Annotated in this window: 9 protein-coding genes, 1 tRNA gene and 1 pseudogene; 4 read left to right on the forward strand and 7 right to left on the reverse strand. The window is 19.8% G+C overall.

What is annotated here, in order from left to right; genetic code table 11:
* Nucleotides 1–5: 5 nt before the first annotated feature.
* The 6 genes from GII40_RS03175 to gltX all read right to left on the reverse strand — a co-directional run bounded on the left by GII40_RS03175 (nucleotide 6) and on the right by gltX (nucleotide 6,201).
* Nucleotides 6–131, reverse strand: coding sequence for a hypothetical protein (locus GII40_RS03175; RefSeq protein ID WP_420885600.1), 126 nt, complete (start codon nucleotides 129–131; stop codon nucleotides 6–8).
* Nucleotides 132–225: 94 nt separating this feature from the next.
* Entirely contained in the window at nucleotides 226–339 is a 114-nt protein-coding gene (locus GII40_RS03180) for a hypothetical protein (RefSeq protein ID WP_420885601.1), read from the reverse strand.
* A gap of 1,816 nt (nucleotides 340–2,155) precedes the next feature.
* Complete coding sequence (gene ispF / locus GII40_RS01450; RefSeq protein ID WP_226813089.1) at nucleotides 2,156–2,635, reverse strand: 2-C-methyl-D-erythritol 2,4-cyclodiphosphate synthase; 480 nt, start codon at nucleotides 2,633–2,635, stop codon at nucleotides 2,156–2,158.
* 65 nt (nucleotides 2,636–2,700) lie between these two features.
* Nucleotides 2,701–3,411 carry a 2-C-methyl-D-erythritol 4-phosphate cytidylyltransferase gene (gene ispD / locus GII40_RS01455; protein WP_226813090.1) on the reverse strand — a complete coding sequence of 237 codons (711 nt, stop codon included), beginning with the start codon at nucleotides 3,409–3,411 and terminating at the stop codon, nucleotides 2,701–2,703.
* Nucleotides 3,412–3,614: 203 nt separating this feature from the next.
* The gene (gene ftsB, locus GII40_RS01460; RefSeq protein ID WP_226813091.1) at nucleotides 3,615–3,893 is read right to left on the reverse strand and encodes a cell division protein FtsB; all 279 of its coding nucleotides are present in this window, start codon (nucleotides 3,891–3,893) and stop codon (nucleotides 3,615–3,617) included.
* A gap of 895 nt (nucleotides 3,894–4,788) precedes the next feature.
* Entirely contained in the window at nucleotides 4,789–6,201 is a 1,413-nt protein-coding gene (gene gltX, locus GII40_RS01465) for a glutamate--tRNA ligase (protein ID WP_226813092.1), read from the reverse strand.
* Between the two features lie 1,343 nt (nucleotides 6,202–7,544).
* Between gltX and dnaX the strand changes: the two are divergent.
* A pseudogene (dnaX, locus tag GII40_RS01470) lies at nucleotides 7,545–8,873 on the forward strand (DNA polymerase III subunit gamma/tau); the annotation flags it as partial.
* A gap of 1,637 nt (nucleotides 8,874–10,510) precedes the next feature.
* Here the strand turns inward: dnaX and GII40_RS01475 are convergent.
* Nucleotides 10,511–10,586, reverse strand: a tRNA-Val gene (locus GII40_RS01475).
* 1,550 nt (nucleotides 10,587–12,136) lie between these two features.
* Here GII40_RS01475 and GII40_RS01480 point away from each other — a divergent pair.
* The 3 genes from GII40_RS01480 to nlpD all read left to right on the forward strand — a co-directional run bounded on the left by GII40_RS01480 (nucleotide 12,137) and on the right by nlpD (nucleotide 18,007).
* Nucleotides 12,137–12,532, forward strand: a complete 396-nt coding sequence (locus GII40_RS01480; protein ID WP_226813093.1) for a ZapG family protein — start codon at nucleotides 12,137–12,139, stop codon at nucleotides 12,530–12,532.
* Between the two features lie 175 nt (nucleotides 12,533–12,707).
* Nucleotides 12,708–14,036 carry a Do family serine endopeptidase gene (locus GII40_RS01485; RefSeq protein ID WP_226813624.1) on the forward strand — a complete coding sequence of 443 codons (1,329 nt, stop codon included), beginning with the start codon at nucleotides 12,708–12,710 and terminating at the stop codon, nucleotides 14,034–14,036.
* Between the two features lie 2,972 nt (nucleotides 14,037–17,008).
* Nucleotides 17,009–18,007 carry a murein hydrolase activator NlpD gene (gene nlpD, locus GII40_RS01490; protein ID WP_226813094.1) on the forward strand — a complete coding sequence of 333 codons (999 nt, stop codon included), beginning with the start codon at nucleotides 17,009–17,011 and terminating at the stop codon, nucleotides 18,005–18,007.
* The last annotated feature ends 1,497 nt before the right edge of the window (nucleotides 18,008–19,504 follow it).

Genomic DNA, 19,504 nt, shown 5'->3' on the forward strand with positions numbered 1-19,504 from the left:
CCTAGCTACCCGTCACCGTGACGGGTAGAAATATTATATAAATTTAGCTGTTTAAGATGTCTTTTTGCTTCTAATTGCAGAATTTTTATGCGTTCTATAGAAAATACATGTTTTACTTTAAATGTACTGATATTGCTGTTTTATAATGAGATCTCATGTCAATTTCTAAAACTTTAGAATCAGATCTAATACATAATAATTCTGTCATTCTTGCACTACATAAGGCTATGACATTGTCTGTCCTAAACCTATTGGTAACGCAGTATTATCATAAGCTTTATAAGGTATAGACTCATTAATAAATTTTTCACGTGGTACTTGAGCTAAAACATTTAATATTTATTCATTATCAATTCCTTGTTACATTAATTACTGTAACAAAATTATTACACGTTGATCTATCATTAATTATTAACCAATTTATTGAAGATATTTAGAATGTATATTTTACTGATAATATACTATTGAGTATAAAAATATAAAAAATGTAATCTTAACAAGAAAATATAATATATATTTTTAATTTATTAAAAATAATATTCATTATACTTTGTAAGTAATTTTATAAATTTTATTATATTTATTACTAAAGTATATTAATGAATTGTATTTTTATATTATTATTTATTTTAAAATGACATGATATTTTTTATATAAATTTAATTAATATATAAATTATATTATTAGGATGATAATGTGTTTCAAAGCAAGTTATTTGAGTAAATAATGATATCAATATTTAAGAATAAAATGCAGAAAATAAGTACTTAAGATATAAAAACATGTTTAATTAATGTAATTTAATACAATTATATTCATTTTAAATGACTCTATAAGATTATTATTTTTATAACAAAATTAAAATATATAAATTATATATAATATACGTGCGTTTAGTACTATATTATATATATCTTAATATATTAAATATTATTATATATGTTATTCAATATAAAACAGATTAAATCTTTTCTCTTATTTATATTCTGTACTTTTATACATATATATAATTAAAGATATTGTCTACTTATATTATTTTATAACTAAAATGTATATAGTTAAAATATAATTTAGTATATTAAATTTTATCTTAATATTAAAAGATAGAATATTTCTATACAATGCATTCAGTAAGTACGTAAAATATATTATTTTAAAACCTATAAATATATTAATTAATAATTTAATATATTTTCTTTAATTAATATAGCTTTTAATATGTTATTATTTATAATAAATACGTTATAAGTATCATCTTATAAAATAAAAAACATATAATGTTTACATATTTCAATTTCTTAACATTGTATATGTATAGTATAAATGATTTATCTTTACTATCAGTATATTTTCAATAATAATAATTCTGCATAAACAGATATAATAAATATCATTTATTTTTTAAAAATATAATAATTGAGTCTACTATAATAACAGTATCATTATTATCTAATAATATAAATTATTCTATTAAATGTTATTTGATAATGATCTATAAGAAAATTAAATATTATTAAATAATTAATTTATTATTATAATTAATAATATTTATCAATATTTAATTAATTAGTAAAATATAAATATTAGTAAAATAATATCTTTTGTTAAAAAATAGTATAAGTTATTTAAAGAATACATAATAGTATATTTATAGTTAGTATATATACTAAAATATTTTATATAAGTAATATAAAATATTTTTTAACAGAAATATAGTAATTATAATAAAAAATTATTTAAAATAATATAATATATTTTTACTTTAAAAATGATGGTATATAGCAAAATATATTATGCAATCTTTACAAGATTAAATCAATATATTGTATATATTTTTTATAAAATTATTTTGTAATAAATAACTATTTTAAGTTTTTAAAGATGTATATATGATTTTTTAAAAAACTATTTATAATAAGAATATTTTTAATGTTATTCACTTTATAAAAAACAAATAAATAATATTTTATATGTATGATGAATTACAAAATAATACAATCCTAATTTAGTATCAACCCAATATTAACTATATTACATAAAAAATATAGTTTAATAAGTGTGGTAAAAATTTTTATACTAAAAAATAATTTTTCATAAAAACATAAAATATAACAAAAATTTTCAAAATCCTGGTTTAAGGATGTTAATAATAATATTATGTTGCTTTATGCAGTAATAATGCAACTGCCTCGCACGCAATACCTTCACCACGACCAATGAAACCTAAATTTTCTGTAGTTGTTGATTTTATATTAATATGATCTATGCTGCAATTTAGATGTTTAGCTAAATTTACACGCATTTGAGAAATATATGGAGTTATATGTGGATCTTGTGCAATTACTGTAATATCGAGATTACCTAAATAATAACCTTGTACTTGTATACGGTTAAATGCTTCCTGTAATAACTTACAACTAGCTATATCTTTAAATGCTGGCTCACTATTAGGAAATAATATACCAATATCACCCAAAGAGGCAGCGCCTAATAAAGCGTCAGTTGCAGCATGTAATAAAACATCACCATCAGAGTGCGCAATAAAACCATATTTATAAGGAATACTGACTCCACCAATAATTAAAGGACTTGATCCACCAAATCTATGCACATCAAAACCATGACCAATCCTCATGTAATATTCTCCTATAAATAATTTTAAAGAACGATAAAATCAAATGTTTATATAAAAATATAAAGTTATGTATGCTGGGATAAATATAACTTAGCTAACGAAAAATCTTCAGGATTAGTTATTTTAATATTGTCATAACGACCAGATACTAATATTGGACAATACCCGCAATACTCTAAAGCTGATGCTTCATCAGTTAATATAGCTCCTTTATTCAAAGCATATAATATACACATCATTAGTAATTTACGTGGAAAAAACTGTGGAGTTAATGCATGCCATAGACATTCACGACTTACTGTATGTTGAATCTTTCTTATATTATTTTGGGAGCGTTTCATAGTATCTCTTACTGGATTTGCAAGAATACCTCCTATTTTAGATGTATGTTGTAAAGTTAATAAATTACTAAGATCATGTTGATGCAGACAAGGTCGTGAGGCATCATGCACTAATACCCAATGCGCATCTGTGGCTGCTCTTAAACCAGCTAACACCGATTCTGCTCGATGCGCTCCACCATGCAATGCTTCAATACGAGGATTGTGTGCTAACGGTAAATTATAAAAATAATTATCATCTGGTCTTATTGGTACAATAATACGTTTAACATCAACATTATATAGTAATGCCATGACAGAATATTCTAATATAGTTTTTCCTTGGATAGATAAGTATTGTTTTGGACATGAAGATCGCATCCGATTACCAGTACCAGCAGCGGGTACAATAGCTACTATAGATAAACTTGATGATTTTGTTATAGAAGCATGCATAGATTTCACTTATAGTAGTATAAATATTATTTATGTAATAACTAATTATTAAGTCATGTCAAATATTATTGATATTGAATAAAATAATAATATTCATATGATATAAGTTACTTATTATAAATTTTTTGATAAGCAAATAATAATATGCCATAAAAAATAATATTAAGATCCTTAATAAGAACAAATAAGTTATATTATTATTTTTATTTTGTTTTTATCACCAAACGATAAAATATTTCACCTGTTTTTATCATACCAAGTTCTTTTCGTGCACGTTCTTCAATAGCTTCCTGACCGTTATTAAGATCATTGATTTCAGCAAATAACGCATCATTACGATATTTTAATTGACTATTATAATCTTTTTGAGTAGTAATATTTTTTTTAATATGCATATAATCATGAAAACCATTTCTACCTATCCATAATGAATACTGCAACCAACTCAATAGTATTAATAAAATTATTGTTAATTTATCCATAATATTAATTATTAATATAAATAATATTTATAATATACTGAATATAATTACTCAGTTATAACTAATATGCAAGTATTATACTTTTATAATTAAATATATTTTTTATATTTATAATTGAATAACAATAAATGATAATAGGGAATTAATTTATTAACTAAATATTTTATACATAATATTTTATATACTTATAAAGTATTATGTATTTTAATATATTACTAAGCATAGATATCAATACTTATATCATAAATATGATATATATGATTATATTTACATAATATTTTTTAAAAATATTAAAATGTTATTTATTACAAATAGATAAATTTATTTGATAGTTTATATCAAAATAGTATTTAATTAAAAATTAATAAGTATTATTATAATAATTTATAATATAAAAATATTACTAGATTAGTAATGCCGTATAAACAAAAAATTTTAAAGAATTCAAATAATATTTGATTTATTATAGATAAAATATATCATGCAATCAAAGCATGTTACATCTATTAATAAGATAGATTATATATAATAATTTTTATCAAGTATTAATATTAATTATTAATTTTTTCCTAAAAATATACGCTTACATTTATTTAACATAAAAATTTATTAATTATGTGCTAGATTAAAAAAATAACCAATATTATAGTATCATATAAAAAAATAATCAGAGAGTTATATATAAATTCCAAAAGAAAGATAAAATATATAAAAAACGTTAACATATAAACATACTTAGTAAAACAAACAAATAAAATATTATTATCAATAATAATTTTATCTATCATAAAATATTAAGTAGATAATAATGATACTTTTTTAAAAAATATTTATATTGATAACATGTATTATATAATAATAATATTTTCATATTAAATATTACTAATATAATTTATTAATTAAATGCATTTGTAGTAATAATAGCTAAAGCTAGATCAATACGTTTTAGTGATTTTCTTTGACCAATATAATAAATTAAAATATTTATACTTAACGATTGATCTGTACCTGTCATAGCAACACGTAATGGCATGCCAACTTTATCCATTGTTAATTTAAGTTCTTCCGCAGTTTTTTGAATTACATTATCAATATTTGTAAAAGTCCAATCAGTTATTGCTGCTATTTTAGTACGAATTAACTCTAAAGGTTTACGTGCCACTAAACATAAATATTTTTTTACTGCATCATTATTAAAATTAGTAAAATCTTCATAAAAATAACGTGCATGTGCTGCCATGTCTTTTAAAGTTTTACAGCGTCTAGTTAGAAGAGGAATTATTTCAAATAAGTTTGGTCCACTATGGGTATCATAACCAAATTGATTAATATGCCATGTTAGATGTCTAGCTAAATATTCAACAGGCATCTTTTTAAGGTAAAATTGGTTAAGCCATTGTAATTTTTCAAGATTAAATATGCTTGCAGATTTACTAATATTATCCAGTGTAAACAATTTTTTCATTTCATCAGTACTAAATATTTCTTGATCACCATAAGACCAACCCATACGTACTAAATAATTAAGTAAAGCTTCTGGTAAATAACCATCATCACGATACTGCATCACATTTACTGTATCACTATGACGTTTAGACATTTTTTTACCTGTATTATTTAATATCATTGGAACATGTGCATAATGTGGAACTGGAGCTCCTAATGCTTTCAATATATTAATTTGACGTGGAGTATTATTAATATGATCTTCTCCGCGGATTATATGAGTAATTTCCATATCCCAATCATCAATTACAACACAAAAATTGTAGGTTGGTGAGCCATCTGTACGACGAATGATAAGATCATCTAGTTCTTTATTATTAAATTCAATAAATCCACGAATTTTATCATAAAATATAACTGAACCTTCTATGGGATTTAAGAAACGAACTACGTAAGGCTTATTATTGTTATAATAATTATTATAGCGACAAAAACCATCGTAACGAGGTTTTGTATTACTAGTTATATTTGTTTTACGCAAATTTTCAAGACGCTCTTTAGAACAATAACATTTATATGCGGAACCTTGTTCTAACATTTTATTAATAACATAGTTATAACGTTCAAAACGTTTAGTCTGATAGTAAGGACCTTGATCCCAATCTATATTCAGCCAGTGCATACAATCTATGATATTTTTAATAGCTTCATCAGTTGAACGCTCTAGATCAGTATCTTCAATGCGAAGAATAAATTCACCTTGATTATGACGAGCAAATAACCATGCATAAAGAGCAGTACGTGCACTACCTAAGTGAAAATATCCAGTAGGGCTAGGTGCAAAACGAGTTTTAATTTTCATTTTATGATATACTCAATAAATAATATATTTTATATTGCTTTTATTTAAATTATTATTCAGATAATAGGTGACATAATTTATATTATCAAAATAAAGCAATATCTGTATTTTATTAAATTATGATAATATATAAATATTTTTATATATCTTCAATATATCAATACATTTATTGACTTGATTTTTTAGTAACTTAATATCTATTAAATAGATTATAATAATAATTTATTAAAATATATAATACTGAGTATATTATATTATTTGAGTAATAAAATAAATGTTAAAAAATATTTTAATTAATTTTGATAAATTAATTTCTTATGAAATATAACATCAAAAAATATCCTTTATTGGAGTTATATTATTACTTTATCAGTATGCATTGAATTTTATAATAATTAATATATAAAATATTTGTTATTGTTTTTATTTACGTAATTATTATTTTTTTGCTAAACTTATTGGTTAATTTTGATATTTGAATAGACATAATACATTATTATGTCATAATTTATGATAAATGTAGAACTTATATTAAGATGTATAATATTTCTGTGTTATATGCTTATTAACTTTTAGTTATATCGCTAATTTTTTATTTATTATGTTATACATAAATATTGTAAAATTAATGTTATATCTAAAAATATGTAGGTGAGAATATTTTATCCTAATTTAGTTAAATTATTTTTATATATTACTCATAATACATAAAATCTTACTAAAAGTAAGACATCAGGAAAATTTTATCTATTTTAAATAAATAACTTATTTTTAAATAGTTATAAAATAATTAAATAAAATGATTTACTTAGAAATATAATGTATCTATTATATATATAATCAATTAGTAAATAGTTTAGATAAAATTTACTATATATAGTATATTATCAATATAGTATTACTATTGAATCATAATTATTTTTTAAATAACTAGAATAATATAAAAAAATTGTATTGTCTAATAAAATTAAGTTATTATAAAAAGTACATAGTCAATGTGTTAATAATTGTGATGAAAAGAATGATTATAATAAATAAGACAAGATACACAATAATCTTTATACATATAAATAATATAAGTTTTTATTAGTATAGTATGATAATTAAATATCATTAATAAAAAATAAAAAATATTTCTATTCTTCTTTAAGAAATTATTATCTAGTGTAATGTATATAAAGAGATATTTTATTTTATTAAATTAACTGACATAAATACACTAAATATAAAATCAGAACATTTAAAAAAAATTTTCAGTCTTTTTATTATATTTATTATAAATAGTATGATACTTATTGTATTTATACTATAACAATTCCATTATAAATAAATGATGAGTATTAATGAATTATCAAGTACTAGCTCGTAAATGGCGTCCGCAAATATTTTCTGATGTCGTAGGTCAAACACATGTTATGACTGCGTTAAAAAACAGTCTTTCTAATGTGCGTCTTCATCATGCTTATCTTTTTTCCGGCACTCGTGGTGTAGGAAAAACTAGCATTGCGCGATTGTTAGCTAAAGGATTTACCTGTGAGACAGGTATTACCCCTACACCATGTGGTTTATGTAATAATTGTAAAGAAATTGAACAAGGATGTTTTGTTGATCTTTTAGAAATCGATGCTGCTTCACGTACTAAAGTAGAAGATACTCGTGATTTATTATATAATATGCAATATACACCAGTACGTAGCCGTTTCAAAATTTACTTAATTGACGAAATACACATGTTGTCACGTCATAGTTTTAATGCACTGTTAAAAACTTTAGAAGAGCCGCCTTCTCATATTAAATTTTTACTAGCAACTACTGAACCCCAAAAACTACCAATCACTATTTTATCCCGTTGTTTACAGTTTCATCTTAAAGCATTAAGTATAAAACAAATTTCTGGTCAGTTAGAAAAAATTGTTACAGCTGAAGGATTCAATGCTGAACCATATGCATTGCAATTATTAGCACGTGCTTCTAAAGGAAGCATGCGTGATGCATTAAGCCTTACAGATCAGGCAATTGCTATGGGAACACATCAAATTACTACTGAACATGTAAATCAAATACTTGGCACTTTAGATAATGAACAACCGTTATCTATTATTGAAGCACTTATAAATGCTGATAGTAAAAAAATAATATATTTAATTCAGCAAGTTGCACAGCTAGGTGTAGATTGGGAAAACTTGCTGATTGAAATTTTAACTTTACTGCATAATATTTCAATATTACAATTGTTACCTGATGGATTCAATAATTATGATATTTCTATTAAACAGCGATTACTCATACTTTCACGCATTGTATCATCTAAGGATTTACAAAAATTTTACCAAATTATTCTAATAGGTCGTAAAGAACTTCCTTATGCTCCAGATAATCGTATGGGAATCGAAATGATTCTATTGCGTGCTCTATCTGTTCATCCAAATCTAGATATTGTTAAACCAATAGTAGATAATTATCAAACTATTTCATCTCATATGTTAGTGCCATCTAATTCTTGTTCAGATCAAAAACAAAACCATACAATAGAAACTGATTTAGCTATTGATAAACATAAAATACCTTTTTCTACTGAATCTATAATGCAGAAAGAATCATTATCTAAACATTCAACAACAACTATATTATCTGATTCAATGACTCAATTATTAAAAGCTAGACATCAAATACATAAAAAATTAAATAATATAAATGACCCAAAGTAAATATAAGAGATATCTATAATATAAAAGAGCAATAACAAAATTTTTACAAAACATTCTATGCTTATTAAGCAATATACTAAAATTTTATATTTTTACAAGATACAAATATCATTAATAATTTATAGAATATCTAAATAATATTAATACTTATTATTTGTAAGTATTAAACATTGAACTAACAATTATCTTAACTAATAAAATTATTAATATTACGTATATTGCTAAAATACTTAGAACAAATAAAATATTATTATATTTACGTTTTTTATAAAATTATTTAAATTTTAGCTATACACAACATATTTATATTAAGTAATTATTAAATGATCAGCTTTAATGAGAGATAGTCAAAAAAACAATTTAAAACAATTAATTCTCTTAGAATAGTAGTAAAATATTATAAAGCAAAATTCAATAATCTTATCAGTTATATCCCTAATGATATTAGCATATAATTTTGCAAGATATTTTTAATACTAAATTAGATAATAATATTTACTGTATTTAACTAATTATAAATAAAATATTACTAGTGAATAACTTAAACATGAATAATATATTTAGCTATATATTAGGAGGTAATAATATAAAATAGAATCACATTTCTATACTTAATAGATAATAAATAAAAAGTATTAATAGATTTAATCTTGTTGTAATAAAATTAATTATTAATAATAGTTATATTGTTTTTTATATTTAAAATATCTAATCGTATATGCAATATATACAATACTGTATATTTACTTTTTAAAAATATATTTTAATATTATAATTCTATATATTTATATATACTGTGCCTGACATATAATAAATACAATATATTTATGATATATAATAATTAAAATATATAATATTATTAATAACCTTAATGTATTTTATTGATATAAATGATTTATATTTTTTATTTTTATAATCATTTTACCATAAGCTATTATTAGCTAATAGTTATTAATAATCTTATATCTATGCAATCTTGAAGAAAATTATTAGTATTTATTTACAATGCATGCAATAAGATAATACAATATATCATAAGTATAATATTAATAATATTTTTTAAATATTGTTAAAAAAAATCAATAATTTTTATCTACATAAAAATATAATACTATTAATTTTTGAATAAAGATTACAATTAAAAATTATTATATGTAATCTGAAAGAAAAATTTTTACTAACTATAAAAGAATTATATAATATCAGTAATATACTATGTATTAATTCTTACTTTAATTATTTTTATAATAACTAAATATTATTTTATAAATAATATTAATAATTATTAATTAACTAAATTCGTTTTAATTATAAAAATATTTATAAAATATAATTATTTAATAAGTATTATTTATAATAATGTAGGATCATTAACATTAATTATTATAGTATTTATTTGTAAAAAACATATACAAGTATATATTATTATTTTGCATATCATAAAATACACATAACCTTAATTATTTAATAAAATAAGTCATTAAATATAAGATAAACATTAAAATTTAGTTATATAGATGAATTAATATTTTATAAAAAATATTTATTAATAACAAAAATACATTGCTTTTAATTAAATAAGTTAATATATTTTAATATTATGGTAGGTGATGACGGGTTTGAACCGCCGACCCCCTCCTTGTAAGGGAGGTGCTCTTCCATCTGAGCTAATCACCCCTATTTAATCATATGATATAATCATAACTATTATTTAAAAAATAGTCAATATATTTGTATATATAAAAAATAATAAATTAATTTTAATCTATATAACATATATATTAATTTTATTATCATAATGAATTATTTATTAAATTATATAATTGATAGAAATTATTTATAAATTTTATATATATTATTAATAATACTTTATTACCTGTATAAATATTGCAATTACTTAATTATTTATTATTATAAGATGTATCCTATATAACGATATTATAATAATTAGTAATGATATTTTTTAGTGACTGATTTATAATAATTTATATTATTTAGGATTGATCATAAAATATAAGTACGTCATTATTATATAAAAATATGTAAATTATACTTGATTATTACTTTATTCTATTATTTGCTGAATAATAATATATTAGTATAACATAATATTATACTTTGTAAAAATATTTAATTAATAATACAATAATATAGTATATAATAAATTATAACTGATTTATTTAATCAATATATTACATATCTTTTATATAGACAATTATTTATTTAAATAAAAATTATTTTTTATACTATTTATATTCTGCTTTAATAGAATATTATTGTTTACTTATTTCAATAAATATTATAAAATTTTTACTTTATTACTGTATCACAATAATAAATATTATTTTTATTAAATTAAAAATTTCATGAATGAAATCTTAAGATACTTATTGATCCTATTACGGTTATCCTTATTAAAAGAATAATTTTAGATTAATAGCTAAAATTATTTATATATATTTATCTAATTAATTAAATAATAAATCATACTATTTTAACACTATAAAGAATGAATATTATAAAGTACCTTATTGTTAATACACAATTATTTGTAAAATATTTGTCATATAAAAAGTCAACTATTTGATTTTTTATTTTAGTATCAACTAATTTACTAAACAATATTTGTTATATCAAACTACAAATAATTAAGTTATAGTTTTTATAGGTATGTAGTATTTATATCTAATTTGATTATTTTCTTAGTTAAGAGTTACACAATAATATTCAATAATAAATTATTTTTTATAAAATGATTTTAATATTTTATATTTATAGGTATTTAAAAAATATAGTATAATATACTTGTATAATTAACGTAGTATATATAACAATATTGATATACTCTACTCAAGAAAACTAAATTATTAAATAATAATAAAATTATAATTTATATATTAAATAGTTATTTTATAATAAATTCATTATCTAGTATGCATATTTCTATTTAATTATCTTTGTATCATAAAAAGAAATATTTATTCAGTTTATTTAGACTATCAATAAGATTGTCTTCAAGTAACTATATAAATATAATTAAAAATTTACATTATTTAATTCTATAGTATAGCAAAATAAATCATAGAATTTTATATAATAAAATTAACCATGATTATATATTATATTCATATATAAAATATATTATGTATTTATTCAATACTAAAAAACATTAAAATTAATTTAATATATATTATAGTATATTCTATAATAAAAAAATAGGAGTCGTTATGACTTGGGAATATGCGTTAATTAGTTTAATTATCGGCGTTTTAATTGGCGCGTTAATAATGTATTTTGGTAATCCAAAATTTTATAAACAAAAGATTTTACAAAATAAATTAGAAAAAAGTAATAATGAATTGATACAATATCGTCAGGAATTATTAAATCATTTTATTCATAGTGCTAAACTATTAGATAATATAGCTAACGATTATCGTCAAATGCACGATTATATGACAAAAATATCAAGTAAATTATTACCAGATATTTCTCACAAAGATAATCCATTTTACTATCATTTGACTGATCCTGAATATAATAGAACATTAGTAAATTATCCACCAAGAGACTATTCGGAAGTTTCCTCTAGTTTATTGACAGCTGAACGTCATAATAAATAAATTATTATTCTTAAATAGACTCTTTACTAGCAGTACTGCTTACATTAACCTATTAAATATATATTTATAATTGTAAAATAGTTAAAATAAATATAAGTACTATATTAGTAATATAGCGCATTTATTTGCCACAATATATTAACGATTTTAAATGGCTATGAGAATTCATTCAATTATGAAGAAAAAATCTTTATTACTCAGCTTATTGATTTTAAGTATGGGCTACAAAATATTATTTACGTCTATAATTCATGCTGCATTACCTCCAATTGTTGCTATACAGCATACCCCAAGTTTAGCTCCTATGTTAGACAAAGTATTACCCGCAGTAGTAAGTGTGCATGTTGAAGGCATGCAAAGTGTTAAATCTAATCCAATAATTAGAGGTAGAGAACGTGAATTTGAAGGATTAGGATCAGGAGTAATTATTGACGCAATAAATGGTTATGTATTGACTAATAACCACGTTATTAATGATGCTATTAAGATAAAAGTACAGTTAAATGATGGTCGTGAGTACGCTACTAAATTAATTGGTCGTGATGATCAATCTGATATTGCACTAATACAATTAATTAATGCAAAAAATCTTACTGCTATAAAAATTGCTGATTCCGATAAAATAAGAGTTGGTGATTTTGCTATTGCGGTAGGAAATCCATTTGGATTAGGTCAAACTGTAACCTCTGGTATTATTTCTGCGCTAGGACGCAGTGGTCTTAATCTTGAAGGATTAGAAAATTTTATTCAGACAGATGCTTCGATTAATAGAGGTAATTCTGGTGGAGCACTTATTAATCTTAATGGTGAATTAATTGGTATTAATACTGCTATATTAGCACCTGGTGGTGGTAATATAGGTATTGGTTTTGCAATTCCTAGTAATATGGCTCAAAGTTTAAGCATTCAATTAATTAAATATGGAGAATTTAAACGAGGTGTACTTGGTATTCGCGGTCGAGAAATGACAGCTGATTTAGCACAAGCATTTAAGTTAGATGCTCAAAGAGGAGCGTTCGTTAATGAAGTATTACCTAATTCAGCTGCAGCTAAAGCCGGAATTAAAGCAGGTGATGTGATCATTGCTTTAGATAATAATTTGCTGAATAGTTTTGCTGAACTTCGAGCTAAAATTGGTTCTGCGTCACCTGGCACTATACTAAAATTAGGCATGTTACGTAATGGTCAGCCAATGACTATTTTTGTTACATTAGGAAATAGCGGAATAACTACTATACAAGCAGAAAATATCAGTCCTGCTTTGCAAGGAGCAACCCTTAGTAATGGCAATATTAAAGGTACGATGGGTATTAAAATTGATGATGTTACAATAGGGTCTATTGCTGCACAAATGGGTATACATAAAGGTGATTTAATAATTGGTGTTAATAGAGAGCGTATACGTGATATTATATCTTTGCGAAAATCGTTATCAGCAAATCCACCGGTTATAGCATTACATATATTACGAAACGGTACTAGTATGTATTTATTGATACGCTAAATAATAGTTTTATAAATAGTAATAATATATAAAAAGTACAAAATTGAGTTTTAATACATACAGTGCTCAATTTTGTACGTTTATGATTGTGATATTTTATATTATTACATAATACATGAAATATTTAATAAATAAAATTATTTTTTTATTTAATATGATCTATAATTGATATTAATTTTTAACAAATATTTATATATAAATACAATATCAGTAATAGCAGTAATACAATTACATATATTTTTTTTAAAAAAAACTAAAATATTTTTGTAATTATATGCACACACGTATGTATAAAAATTTTTATCATTAATAATGGACTTATTTAAGATAGTTTTTTAATATAAAATATTTATTTTTTTTATTTTATTTTTTACTCATAAACATTGATTTACTATAAAAATAAATTTCTTATGAGTTATTAATTTTATTAATTCTTAATAATGTAAACAATTATTATTATGACTAAACTTATGATTATTATTTACTATAACAATTAAATGATTTAAAATAAAATAAATTTATTAAAAGATTATTAGTAATATATTAAATATAATACTCAAAAATAATTAATATGTGTAATGTATTAGTTATTGTGATAATATGTACTGTATTTATATTTATTAAAATATATATTAAATATTTTATATATTTTAAATATAATAATATATTAGAGGTATGTGATCTAATCAATATTCAATCAATAAAATATATTTATTTTAATAAATTCTTGATTAATATATTTATTTTAAATATAATAAATATATTATTTATCTAGAATACATATATTGCAAATATTAGAAGATTGTTGTTATAAACTATACAAATATTAATTTTATATATTAATATAATATTTTTTAAATATTTGTTTGTGTTTTGATTGAAGAGATCAATAATGATCTAATCAAATATTATATGTAAATACATTAATTTTCAATAAGCAATATATTAATTACTCAACTATAATAAATAATTAGAACTCATACTTTTTATATAAAATTAATATATTATCTTAATAATTATAAAAATTATATATTTTTTAAAAAAAATTAGTGTTTCTATAATAATTTTGCAAATTATAAACAATAAAAATAATTATTAATATAATATTAAATATATTATTCTTATGAATTATGTTTATACTATAGTAGTATATTTTAAAGTTATAGATAATATTTCTAATATTAGAAATAATTAAGTTTATTACATGGAAAATAATAATTATATGTTAGCTGAATAATTATATTGAGAATAATAAAAGATTATTATGAGTAACATATTCATATACTATAAAACAAAGGATCATTGTATGATAATGTTGGTTAAAAACCATATTATTAATAATTTACTTTAACAACAAACATGTACTATATAAATAAACTTATGTACTCATTTAATCTGAAATAAAAAAATTTTATTTTTAGTAAAAATTTTTTATTATTTTAATAAATATTCAATATATATCTATTATATAGAAATAATCTAGTTTATTTATAGTATAAAACATATAATTTTGTAATAATTATCTGTTATTATTTGATATATTAAGACAATGTTATGATTATATTTTTGATATTAATATATAAATAGTAATATAGCGCAATCTTGCTAATCATGTAACAATAATTTTAATTAATCAATTTCATTATAACTAAATAATATTATACTAATGAATTCATTTATTATATAATAAAAAATTATATTTTTCTACTATTTTAATATATTGATAATTAATTAAAATATATAATTAATGATTATTATTAATAATAAAATTATATTATATATCACACAATAATATTGTTAAGCATAATTATTAGTACATAATATATATTTATATTAATATTAATATATTTTACTGCGATAAAATATAATTTAGTGTTATTTGAGTATGTAATGCATAAAAAAATTTAATATATAGAATTATATAAATTTCATGTGATTTAATTAAAAATGTTATCATTTCACCAATTATATATACTTTATAGATATATATTTAAATTACGATATTAATAAAATAAAAATTATTATCAATAACAGTATAACCTAACATAATATATATTATGTATTAATCATGTAATAAACATTAGACGGGTTAAATGTATTTTTAATATTACCACAATAATAATTTATATATAATAGAACATCAAATATTATGATCATTATATAAAAATGTTAATTTTATATTATTCCATATAAAGTATATAACTATAGATACTTGATTTATTTAAGTAAAAAGATTAATTTTTATAGTTAAAATATTATTAATTATTATAATAAGTTAAATATTATGAATATTTACTAACTTAACTAGTAATTAATTTTGTATTAAAATTATAATTTTAGTTAAAAATATCATTAATATATTTAAATATATAAAAATATTTAATACAATATATTTGTTATATGAATACAACATTTGTAATATATATTATTATATATAGGTACTGTTATACTAAATAATTAAACATTTAGTTATTTATGTATTCTATTCAATATAAAAATTTATATCAGTAAAGTACCTGAGCATACTATACAATAAAAAATTTTAGAATTTAAGATTTATAGGATAATAAAGATTAAAATTATTAATTTTTTATACTCATAATAACATTAAAAATAAAATTTATAAAATAACACATAATGTTTTAAATTTAATACAATTATATAATAAATTATATTTTACATATTAAATATAGATAATTGCAATTTATGCAATGATATTACATAATTTATTATAGATATTATACAGTATATAATCTTATATTATAAAACTATACAAACTATTATAATTTATGCAAAATAAAAGAAATTATTATGCATTATCAATATATAAATCACAAATTTTTAGAATTTTTTACAAAAAAGACATGATTAAATAGTATTATTAAAATTATTTATTTAAAATAAATATTACGCTGCAACCTATACAATAAAAAACTTATGAAATAAATATCGTTACTATAGGAAGCATAAGTATGGGAAGACCAATAAAAAATTGGTGCCAAATAGCGGCGTTTACTTTGATGACTGTATGGTTAAGCAGTTGCTCTTCATATAATAATACTGTACCTATCATCTCCCTTAATACTATTGCTAATAGTAAACAAATGTTATTGCATGTTGTTAATTATGACTGGCAATTAATTAGTAAAAATAATTTTATTGTATATAAACGTAATAATACGAATATTGTAAATAATATTTATTATAATATGATTTATACTGTGCAACGAGGTGATACCTTATTGTATATTGCATGCATGTCGGGAAATAACTTTCAAAATATTGCAAAAATAAATAATATTTCTGCACCTTATAATGTATATGTTGGTCAAAAAATCAAATTAACTATATTCAATAATAATGGTCAATTATTTTCAGACAAATATAAAAGTAATCAATTATTATTTAATTCATCAATTAATAAAATTAACAATATTAATACGGATTTTTCGTCACATCTATATTATTCTTACAATGCAAGTAAACAGAATATTAATTTAAAATTACCTTCATCTTTATATAGAACTAAAGATAAAATTACTAATGATTTGACAATATTAAATAACTCAAATAATAGTACGATACATCATATTACTCCAACTATAAATTGGTGCTGGATTACTAAAGGTAGTATTATTGATAATTTTTCTTCTGCTGATGGAGGAAATAAAGGTATTGATATTGCTGGTGTTTGCGGTCAACCTATCGTTGCTGCAGCTGATGGACGTGTAGTATATGCTGGTAATGCTTTAAGTGGTTACGGAAATTTAATAATTATCAAACATAATAATGATTACTTAAGTGCTTATGCTCATAACGATACATTAGTAGTTCGAGAAAAACAACAAGTTAAAGCAGGTCAAAAAATTGCAACTATGGGTAGTACTGGAACGACATCAGTAAAATTACATTTTGAAATTCGTTATCAAGGAAAATCTGTTAATCCTTTGCTATATTTACCACCACGATAATGTAAGTATAAATTATTAAAATATGATAAATATTTCATTATTGATATATAGAATATTATTAAAATTAGTCAGTGATTTTTAATAAATAATTATTAATTAATATTAAATACTAAATATTACTTATTGCATGCTTGTATTTTATAAACCTTTTAAAATATATTCTTTAATACTATGCAACTTGATTTATAATCATGGATTATTTTTATTCATACAAAATGCAGCAACATCAACATTTTAATAAAGTTAGTGTTATTTTATCAAAATGCATATTATAAGTATAATAATAAATTATTATATAATGAATTTAAAGATATTAATTATTAAGGTAATTATTTTTACATTATTATTAATCAATAAAATAATATAAATTTACATATAAATATATACTTATAATTTACTGTATAAATAACATTTTTTATGATTCTGTTTATTATTAACACATAAATTCATAAAAATTTTTATTAAAATATTTTATTTTTAATACTTTATTATTAACTAACTAATTACTTTTCTTAAAAATATTGAATATTTATTATACTCAAAATATATATTTATTTTAAATAAATTAGAAAATTATTTATTGTAGTAATAACTTGCTTATTTAGTAAATAGACTTTTTAAATATATTACATATTTTATGTATTTATATGAATCAATTAATATTAATTATATATTATTGATTATTAATTTATATACAGTTTATAATCATAAGATGATTTATAATAATCATCATAATATTTTATTATAAAAAGATAATATTAATTATTATTTGAGAGTAATGTTAAATAGTATATAATTTTTATTTCTTTCACAGAATAACTAAGTATTTTAAAAGGTTATAATTATAAATTATAATTCATTTTTATCAAGATAAATATAATTTTTATTTTAAATAATTTAAAAAATAAACATTAGATTATTTAAATAATTTTTAAAAAAAATTATATAATAATAAATAAAAAAATATTACTATTTAATATCCTAAAATAGTATATTAATTTTTAGAAAAAATATATCAGTATATAAATAAAAAAATTTATCATTAATGATAATATTAATAATTATTTAATATATATAACATATTAGATATTAGATATTATATCTTCTAGTATAGTTTATTTATTCATACTCTTATTAACTTTGTTTTTATTTTGTAGTTTATACATAATATATAATATTAAGATAATTATTTTAATATAGTTTGCTAAAGTTAAATAAATATTTCAGTAAGTACGAAATGTTATGGATTCATATAAATAATAGTAAAAATTTATTAATTACTAGTTTTTTGATAAAAATATTTTTAATAAAATCTAGCATTATTATCACAACTATAATAAGATAGAATGCATCATATTAAACAGTATAAATTAAAGGTTTTAATAACGTTAAATTTATTATTTTAATCAATTTTTTATAAAAATATATTTTAATAGATATTATAGTTATTAGATAACATGTGTTATCTTAGATAATTTAAGTGGGTTAAAATAATTT

The sequence above is a fragment of the Candidatus Profftia lariciata genome (genome assembly GCF_020541265.1).
In the GTDB taxonomy this organism is placed as follows: domain Bacteria; phylum Pseudomonadota; class Gammaproteobacteria; order Enterobacterales; family Enterobacteriaceae; genus Profftia; species Profftia lariciata.